Origin of the sequence: Roseibium sp. (assembly GCF_050301095.1) — a bacterium.
Classification (GTDB): domain Bacteria; phylum Pseudomonadota; class Alphaproteobacteria; order Rhizobiales; family Stappiaceae; genus Roseibium.
Genome location: NZ_JBNKYW010000208.1, coordinates 22,229 through 30,161, shown reverse-complemented (window position 1 = coordinate 30,161; position 7,933 = coordinate 22,229). Strand labels below are relative to the sequence as shown.

Here is a 7,933-nt window from a genome sequence, read left to right as displayed (position 1 = left end):
ATGACCCGAGGTCGATCCCTGTCGCAAAGGTGCGCAGGGCATCCATGTCGAAATTTGTCAGCCGCATATAACCTTCCTGAATTTACGAACTTAATGTCAAATATTTCCTGATTTTCAGAACTATCCTTGCCGGATAGCGTGACGCCGTCAATCGACTCCGGTGCCGGAGGCCTCAATTACCAAGACGGAAAGACACACATGAGCGGTACATTCGACATGAACGACGCCTGTCCGGGCGAAATGACAAATCACCGCGCGGGCACAGACGCAAAAGCATCGCCGGACGGCATTTCGACCGGCCCTTTCTGGGTTGAAATGCTTTTCAGCAGCAAGACCGAAGGCGAAAACACCGCCATGCGCTGCGTGGTGGGCCCGGACATCAGGACAAACTGGCATTCCCACCCGCGAGGCCAGATCCTGTTCGTCCTGAAAGGTGTTGGCCACGCGCAGCGTCGCGGCGGCCCCGTCGAGGAACTACGCCCCGGCGATTGTGTCTGGTTCGCCCCGGACGAGCCGCATTGGCACGGCGCTGCGCCGGACAACACATTCAGCTACATCAGCATTCAGGCAGTGAAGAACGGCACCGCGGTCGACTGGATGGAGCCGGTCGATGAAGACGGAGAAACCAGATGATAGCGATGCAATACGGCTTCACCCTGCCGGCTGACTATGACATGGACATCATCGAACGGCGCATTCGGGAGAAGGGACATCTTCTCGACGGCTTTCCCGACCTGCGCTTCAAGGCCTATCTCTCGGCGGACAGGAGCAAAGGCAGCGCCGACAATCTCTACGCCCCCTTCTATCTCTGGAACGCTCCGGCGGGCGTCGACAAATTCCTCACGGGACCGGGGTTTGAGACCCTCACCCGGGACTTCGGCTGGCCGGAGGCAAAGACTTACATTGTCTGGCACGCCGCTCTTGGCCAGGGTCTGCGCGAGGCTCGGGTTGCCTGCCGCGACATCGAGCCGATCAGACCGCACAGCGATCTGCTGGCCCTGCGCGCAGCGGAGATCGGATCCGCGCAACGAGCGCTTGAAACCGACGGCACCCTTGCTCTTGTGACAGCCTTCGACCCCTCCACCTGGACGCTCATGCGCTTTGGCCTTTACCGGTTGCCTCCGGAAAGCATCTGCGGGCACAGCCAGGTCTACGACGTGGGTTATGTTGCCTTGCCGTAAGCTCCTGCCCCTCGAGTTGCACGACTTTAGTGACGGCTTGTGCCCGTTCTATAGCCCGAAGACCGGTTGAAACAGCAGGAATCGCCTCCCAAAAGTTGCCTGACCTGCCGGACATGTGGTTCCGGCAGGAAAACGGTCAAAACTCGAAATTTCCAAAAAACGTGACCCCGCGACACGAATCCGTGTCGTGGAAACCTCAAAATCGTTCCCAAACGCATGTTTTGGGCGTAAATTTTTGTGAGTCCTTCCGTTGGGACACCACTTTACGGAGCACATCAAGCCGCGTATATAGATCTCAACATGACGTTTACGGAAACGTAAGGTCAGGAAGTGAAACGGCAGATCTGGGAGGATTTCCATGCCGAGCTACACCGCGCCTGTCGACGATACGCTTTTCCTTCTCAAGGACGTATTTGGCTACGAACGCTATTCCAACCTGCCGGGCTTTTCCGATGCTCCACTCGATCTTGTGGAGGCGATCCTGCGCGAAGGCGGCAAATTTGCCGAGGAAGTCCTGCAACCGCTTAACCAGACCGGCGACCGGGAAGGCTGCACCCGCAACGACGATGGCACGGTAACAACGCCGAAAGGCTTCAACGAAGCCTACAGGGCCTTCTGCGAAAGCGGCTGGGGCACGCTCTCGGCGGATCCGGACTATGGCGGACAGGGACTGCCGCATACGCTGGCCACGGTTTTCAACGAATTTGCCTCTTCCGCCAACATGGCCTTTGCCATGTATCCGGGCCTGACCGCCGGTGCCGTCGCGGCGCTCACCCTGCACGGCACGGACGAGCTGAAGCAGAAATACCTGCCCAACATGATCTCAGGCACCTGGACCGGTACCATGAACCTGACCGAGCCGCATTGCGGCACGGATCTCGGTCTCATCCGCACCAAGGCAGTGCCGCAGGGCGATGGTTCCTACAAGATCACCGGAACGAAGATCTTCATCTCCGCCGGTCAGCACGACATGGCGGGGAACATCGTTCACCTGGTGCTTGCCCGGATCGAAGGCGCGCCGGAAGGCACCAAGGGCATTTCGCTCTTCGTGGTTCCGCGCAACAACGTCGCCGAAGACGGTTCGGTCGGCGAAAACAACGGCGTTTCCTGCGGCTCCATCGAACACAAGATGGGCATTCACGGCAACGCCACCTGCGTCATGAATTACGACAATGCCACCGGCTGGCTGGTCGGCGAGGAGAACAAGGGCCTCAAGGCCATGTTCACCATGATGAACGAGGCCCGCCTCGGCGTTGCCGTTCAGGGCCTCGCCCAGTCCGAAGTCGCCTATCAGAACGCCGTCACCTATGCGAAGGACCGCCTGCAGGGCCGCTCGCTCACCGGGCCGAAGAACCCGGACAAGGCGGCCGATCCGATCATCGTCCATCCGGACGTGCGCCGGACGCTGATGTCCATCCGCGCCTTCAACGAGGCCGCCCGGGCCCTGGTGATCTGGACCGCTCTTCACGGCGATGTCGCGCACCGTTCCGACGACGAGAGCGCAAGGCAGTTCTCCGACGACATGATGGGCCTGATGACCCCGGTCCTGAAAGGCGTGCTGACCGACACCGGTTTCGCCAATGCCGTCAATGCCCAGCAGATGTACGGCGGTCACGGCTACATCGGTGAATGGGGCATGGAACAGTTTGTCCGCGATGCCCGCATTGCCATGATCTACGAGGGGGCCAACGGCATTCAGGCGCTCGATCTCGTCGGCCGGAAGCTGCCGGCGAACGGTGGCCGCGCGGTGATGAGTTTCTTCAACGAACTCAACACGTTCCTGAAGGAAAACAAGGACAACGAGGATCTGGCCGCCTTCACCGGTCCGCTGAAAAAAGGCGCGGACGACCTTCAGGCCGCCACCATGTGGTTCATGAACAACGCCATGAAGAACCCTGACAACGCCGGGGCCGGCTCGGTCGACTACATGCACCTCTTCGGGCTGGTCGCCCTCGGCTACATGTGGACGAAGATCGCCAGGACGATCAAGGACCAGCTGGCAGGCGGCGCCGGCGACAGGACCGGATGGCTGGAGAACAAGCTGGCCTTCGGCACGTTCTTCATGGAACGGACAATGCCGGAAACGTCCGCCCACCTCGCCCGGATCTCCGCAGGGTCTGAAACCATGATGTCACTCGACGCCGACGCCTTCTGATGCCTCCCCGCCAGTCGCGAAGCTGGCGGAAATTTGAACCCGCGCTTCGGGTCCGGCGGCTATAGTCGCGCCGGATTCGAATTGCCAGGGAGATTTCAAGTTATGGCTGAATACGTTTTACATTGCATGGCGCAGTCGGGGCATTCCTACAAGGTTGCCCTGATGCTGGAGCTGTGCGGTGCCAACTGGGAGCCGCATTGGGTCGATTTCTTCAACGGGGAAACCCGCACGGAAGAGTTTCGCAGCACCTTGAACGAAATGGGTGAAGTACCGGTACTGGTGCAGGGCGACAGTATCCTGACCCAGTCGGCCGTCATCATGGATGTACTGTTCGAGAAATTCGGCAAGTTCGGATGGGACAACGACGAGGAACGGCGCGACATCCTGCGCTGGACCATCTTCGACAACCAGAAGGTCTCCGGCATGCTCGGGCCCTTGCGCTTCCTGCGCACGCTCATCAAGACCGGCGAGACGGAAGTAACCAAGTGGCTGGACGGCCGGGCCAGAGCCGCGCTGACCATTCTCGACAAGCATTTCTCGACCAACGAATTCGCCATTGGCTCGAAGCCGACAAGCGCAGATTTCTCGCTGTGCAGCTACCTCTTCTACGAGGGCGAGCTCGGTATCGACCTGAACGACTACCCGAATGTCATTGCCTGGCTGGAACGCATCAAGTCCCTGCCCGGCTGGAAACACCCCTATGACCTCATGCCCGGCCATCCGATGCCGGACGCAAGCTGAGGACAAGCTCTCTTAGAGGAGGATCTGATGCCCGAAGCCTACATCTACGACCATGTGCGGACCCCGCGTGGCCGCGGCAAGAAGGACGGAGCCCTGCACGAGGTGCCGGCCGTCCGCCTTGCGGCGACCGCGCTGGAGGCGATCCGTGACCGCAACGCCCTCGACACCACCAGGGTTGACGATGTCATCCTCGGCTGTGTCGATCCTGTCGGGGAAGCCGGTGGTGACATCGCCCGGGCTGCGGTGTTTGCGGCTGGTTACGACAAGTCGGTTCCGGGCATGCAGATCAACCGCTTTTGCGCCTCCGGCCTCGACGCGGTCAACACGGCGTCCGCGCAGGTGATGGCGGGCCAGCACAAGCTGGTGGTGGCTGGCGGTGTGGAAAGCATGAGCCGCGTCGGCATCGGCGCGTCGGGCGGCGCCTGGCCGATCGAACCCCAGGTCGCCATCCCCTCCTATTTCATGCCGCAGGGCGTGTCCGCCGACCTGATCGCGACCAAATACGGCTTTTCCCGCGACGATTGCGATGCCTACGCGGTTGAAAGCCAGAAACGAGCCGGTGCGTCCTGGGCCGAAGGCCGCTTCGCAAATTCCGTGGTGCCGGTGAAAGACATCAACGGCATCACGATCCTGGACCGTGACGAACATATGCGGCCCGAAACCGACATGCAGTCCCTCGCCTCCCTCAACCCGTCCTTCGAGATGATGGGCGCGATGGGCGGTTTCGATGCAGTCGGCATCCAGGCGCACCCGGAAGTGGAGGCCGTCAGGCACGTCCACCACGCAGGCAATTCCTCCGGCATCGTTGACGGTGCCGCCGCGGTCCTGATCGGCTCCAGCACGGCTGGCCGGTCCTGCGGCCTGAAACCGCGAGCCCGGATCAAGGCCTTTGCCAATATCGGTTCGGAACCCGCGCTGATGCTGACCGGACCGGTGGATGTCACCGAAAAGCTCCTGAAGAATGCCAGGATGGAGATGAAGGACATCGACCTCGTCGAGATCAACGAAGCCTTCGCCTCCGTGGTCCTGCGCTACCAGCAGGCCTTCGATCTCGACCCGGAAACCGTCAACGTCAACGGCGGCGCCATTGCCATGGGCCATCCGCTCGGAGCCACCGGCGCCATGATCCTCGGCACGGTGTTGGACGAATTGGAACGCCGCGACCTCAACACCGCGATCGTCACGCTGTGCATCGGGGCGGGCATGGGCACGGCCACCATCATCGAGCGGGTCTGAGTCATGATAAGCAACATCGACAAGGAGTTCGCCGAGATCACCGATTACTGGTCACCGCGCGTGGTGGCCGACGTCAACGATCAGAGCGTCAAGCTCGCCAAGCTGAAGGGTGAATTCGTCTGGCACGACCATGAGAACGAAGACGAATTGTTCTTCATCGTCAAGGGCAGCCTGACCATCCGCTACCGCGACCGCGACGATGTCGTCCTGAATGTGGGCGACATGCATGTGGTGCCGAAAGGCGTCGAGCATAACCCGCTGGCGGCAGACGAGTGCTGGGTGATGCTGTTCGAACCGGCCGAGACCAAACACACAGGCGACGTTGTCGTCGAAGGCACGAAGACGGCAGCGCAACAGCGCGCCCACCTTCGCTCGACCGACGCCTGACCCGAGGAGGATTTCAAATGAATTACAAGAACTTTACCGTTGAAACCGATGAAGACGGCTTTGCCCTGATCACCTGGGACATGCCGGAGAAGTCGATGAACGTCATCGACATGTCCGTCATGGAGGAACTCGATGCCATCGTCGATCAGGTTGCGAGTGACGAAGCCATCAAGGGCGCCGTCATTGCGTCCGGCAAGTCCGCCTTTTCCGGCGGCGCGGACCTGACCATGCTGGAAGGTCTCCTGAAGGACTTCCACGTCAAGCGCGGCAACGACCCGGAAGCCGCTGCCAGGGCGCTCTTCGAAGGCTCCCGCAAGCTGTCGCAGGTCTACCGCAAGCTGGAAACCTGCGGCAAACCCTTCGTCGCGGCTGTCTCGGGCACCTGCATGGGCGGCGGCACGGAACTGGCGCTTGCCTGCCACGCCCGCGTGGTCGATGAAGGTCTGAAGATGGGCCTGCCGGAAGTGAAGGTCGGCCTTTTTCCGGGCGCCGGCGGCACCCAGCGCGTCATGCGCATGACCGACGGCCAGCAGGGCATGCAGTTCCTGCTCCAGGGCCGCACCCTGCGCGCGCCGCAGGCCAGGCAGATGAAACTGGTCGATGAGGTCACCGGTACCCGAAAACTGGTAGCGACCGCCAAGAAGCTGCTGAAGGCCGGTCTCGATCCCGTCAAGGACTGGGACAAGAAGGGCTACAAGCTGCCCAACGGCAAGGTCTACTCCCCGGCGGGTTTCCAGTTCTGGCCGGCGGCCAATGCGATTTACCGCCGCGAGACCTTCGACAACTATCCCGGCGCCCGCTACCTGCTCCACTCCGTCGTCGAAGGCCTCCAGCTGCCGATGGACCTCGCCCTTCAGGTGGAAAGCCGCTACTTCGCCAAGGTGCTTCAGACGCCGGAAGCGGCCAACATGATCCGCTCTCTGTTCGTCTCCATGCAGGAGTTGAACAAGCTGGCTCGCCGCCCCGTCGACCAGCGCCCGAACAAGATCAGGAAAGTCGGCATTCTCGGCGCCGGTTTCATGGGCGCAGGCATTGCCTATGTCACCGCACAGGCGGGGATCGACGTCGTACTGATCGACCGCGACCAGGAAGCCGCCGACCGGGGCAAGGCCCACTCGGACGAGTTGATGACGAAAGCCATCAAACGGGGACGTGCGAGCGAGGAGCAGAAGGAAAAGCTGCTCTCGAAAATCAACGCCACTGTCGACTATGATACCCTCGCCGATTGCGACCTGGTGATCGGAGCCGTGTTCGAGGACCGCGAGATCAAGAAGGCGGTGACGGAGAAGGCCGAGGCGGTGATGAAATCCCGCGCGATCTATGCCTCCAACACATCCACCCTGCCGATCACCTCGCTGGCACAGGCCTCCAAGCGCCCGAAGAATTTCATCGGCATCCACTTCTTCTCGCCGGTCGACAAGATGATGCTGGTGGAAGTGATCCTCGGAAAACGAACCTCCGACCGGGCGCTCGCGCTGGCACTCGACTACATCAAGGCCATCAGAAAGACGCCGATCGTCGTCAACGACAGCCGCGGCTTCTACACCTCGCGTGTCGTGATGACCTATATCCGCGAAGGCCTGATGATGCTGGCGGACGGCGTTCCCGCGGCCATGATCGAGAATGCGGGCAAGATGGCCGGCATGCCGGTCGGCCCGCTCTCGCTCGGTGACGAGGTCGCACTGGACCTTGCCTGGAAGATCGTCTCGGCCACCCGCAAGGATCTAGGCGTCAAATATGTCGAAGGTCCGCTGGACAACATCCTTGAGGAAATGGTGGTCAACCGCGAGCGCTTTGGCCGCAAGAACGGCAAGGGCTTCTATGACTATCAAGGCCGCGACAAGAGCCTGTGGCCGGGCATCCCGGACGTGGTCGGCCAGCCGAAACCGGCCGACAGTTTCAACATCGAGGAATTGAAGCAGCGCCTTCTGGTGATGCAGGCGCTGGAAACCGCCCGTATCTTCGAGGAAAAATGCCTGACGGACGTCCGCGAGGCCGACGTCGGCTCGATCCTCGGTTTCGGCTTCGCTCCTTATACCGGCGGCACGCTGAGCTACATCGACATGATGGGCACACCGGCTTTCGTCGAGCTTTGCAAGAAGTTCACCCGAAAGTGGGGCCCGCGTTTCAAGCCGAACAGGCTGCTGCGCGAGATGGCGAAGGAAAACCAGACCTTCTACGGAAAGTTTCCGCCAAAGGCAGAGGTGAAACAGAAAGACGCTGCCTGAACCTG

At 61.1% G+C, this 7,933-nt stretch carries 7 protein-coding genes; all 7 read left to right on the top strand.

Annotation, left to right across the window (positions count from 1 at the left end):
* Positions 1-216: 216 nt before the first annotated feature.
* The 7 genes from ACQY7U_RS18615 to ACQY7U_RS18585 all read left to right on the top strand — a co-directional run bounded on the left by ACQY7U_RS18615 (position 217) and on the right by ACQY7U_RS18585 (position 7,928).
* Positions 217-633, top strand: coding sequence for a cupin domain-containing protein (locus ACQY7U_RS18615; RefSeq protein ID WP_428647622.1), 417 nt, complete (start codon positions 217-219; stop codon positions 631-633).
* A complete protein-coding gene (locus ACQY7U_RS18610; RefSeq protein WP_428647619.1) occupies positions 630-1,181 on the top strand; it encodes a DUF4865 family protein in 552 nt (183 codons plus the stop codon). The genes ACQY7U_RS18615 and ACQY7U_RS18610 overlap by 4 nt, the downstream gene beginning before the upstream one ends.
* A 358-nt stretch (positions 1,182-1,539) precedes the next feature.
* The gene (locus ACQY7U_RS18605; RefSeq protein ID WP_428647616.1) at positions 1,540-3,336 is read left to right on the top strand and encodes an acyl-CoA dehydrogenase C-terminal domain-containing protein; all 1,797 of its coding nucleotides are present in this window, start codon (positions 1,540-1,542) and stop codon (positions 3,334-3,336) included.
* A 102-nt stretch (positions 3,337-3,438) separates the two neighbouring features.
* Entirely contained in the window at positions 3,439-4,077 is a 639-nt protein-coding gene (locus ACQY7U_RS18600; RefSeq protein WP_428647613.1) for a glutathione S-transferase family protein, read from the top strand.
* Between the two features lie 27 nt (positions 4,078-4,104).
* The gene (locus tag ACQY7U_RS18595) at positions 4,105-5,313 is read left to right on the top strand and encodes an acetyl-CoA C-acetyltransferase (protein ID WP_428647610.1); all 1,209 of its coding nucleotides are present in this window, start codon (positions 4,105-4,107) and stop codon (positions 5,311-5,313) included.
* Positions 5,314-5,316: 3 nt separating this feature from the next.
* Positions 5,317-5,700, top strand: a complete 384-nt coding sequence (locus ACQY7U_RS18590; protein WP_428647607.1) for a cupin domain-containing protein — start codon at positions 5,317-5,319, stop codon at positions 5,698-5,700.
* Between the two features lie 17 nt (positions 5,701-5,717).
* Positions 5,718-7,928 (top strand): 3-hydroxyacyl-CoA dehydrogenase NAD-binding domain-containing protein, encoded by a 2,211-nt coding sequence (locus ACQY7U_RS18585; RefSeq protein WP_428647605.1) that lies wholly within the window; start codon positions 5,718-5,720, stop codon positions 7,926-7,928.
* Positions 7,929-7,933: the final 5 nt, after the last annotated feature.

Bases quoted from the DNA above. Each gene is read 5' to 3' on its own strand.
- ACQY7U_RS18600 (WP_428647613.1), top strand. From the start codon at position 3,439: ATGGCTGAATACGTTTTACATTGCATGGCGCAGTCGGGGCATTCCTAC.
- ACQY7U_RS18595 (WP_428647610.1), top strand. From the start codon at position 4,105: ATGCCCGAAGCCTACATCTACGACCATGTGCGGACCCCGCGTGGCCGC.
- ACQY7U_RS18590 (WP_428647607.1), top strand. From the start codon at position 5,317: ATGATAAGCAACATCGACAAGGAGTTCGCCGAGATCACCGATTACTGG.
- ACQY7U_RS18615 (WP_428647622.1), top strand. From the start codon at position 217: ATGAACGACGCCTGTCCGGGCGAAATGACAAATCACCGCGCGGGCACA.
- ACQY7U_RS18610 (WP_428647619.1), top strand. From the start codon at position 630: ATGATAGCGATGCAATACGGCTTCACCCTGCCGGCTGACTATGACATG.
- ACQY7U_RS18605 (WP_428647616.1), top strand. From the start codon at position 1,540: ATGCCGAGCTACACCGCGCCTGTCGACGATACGCTTTTCCTTCTCAAG.
- ACQY7U_RS18585 (WP_428647605.1), top strand. From the start codon at position 5,718: ATGAATTACAAGAACTTTACCGTTGAAACCGATGAAGACGGCTTTGCC.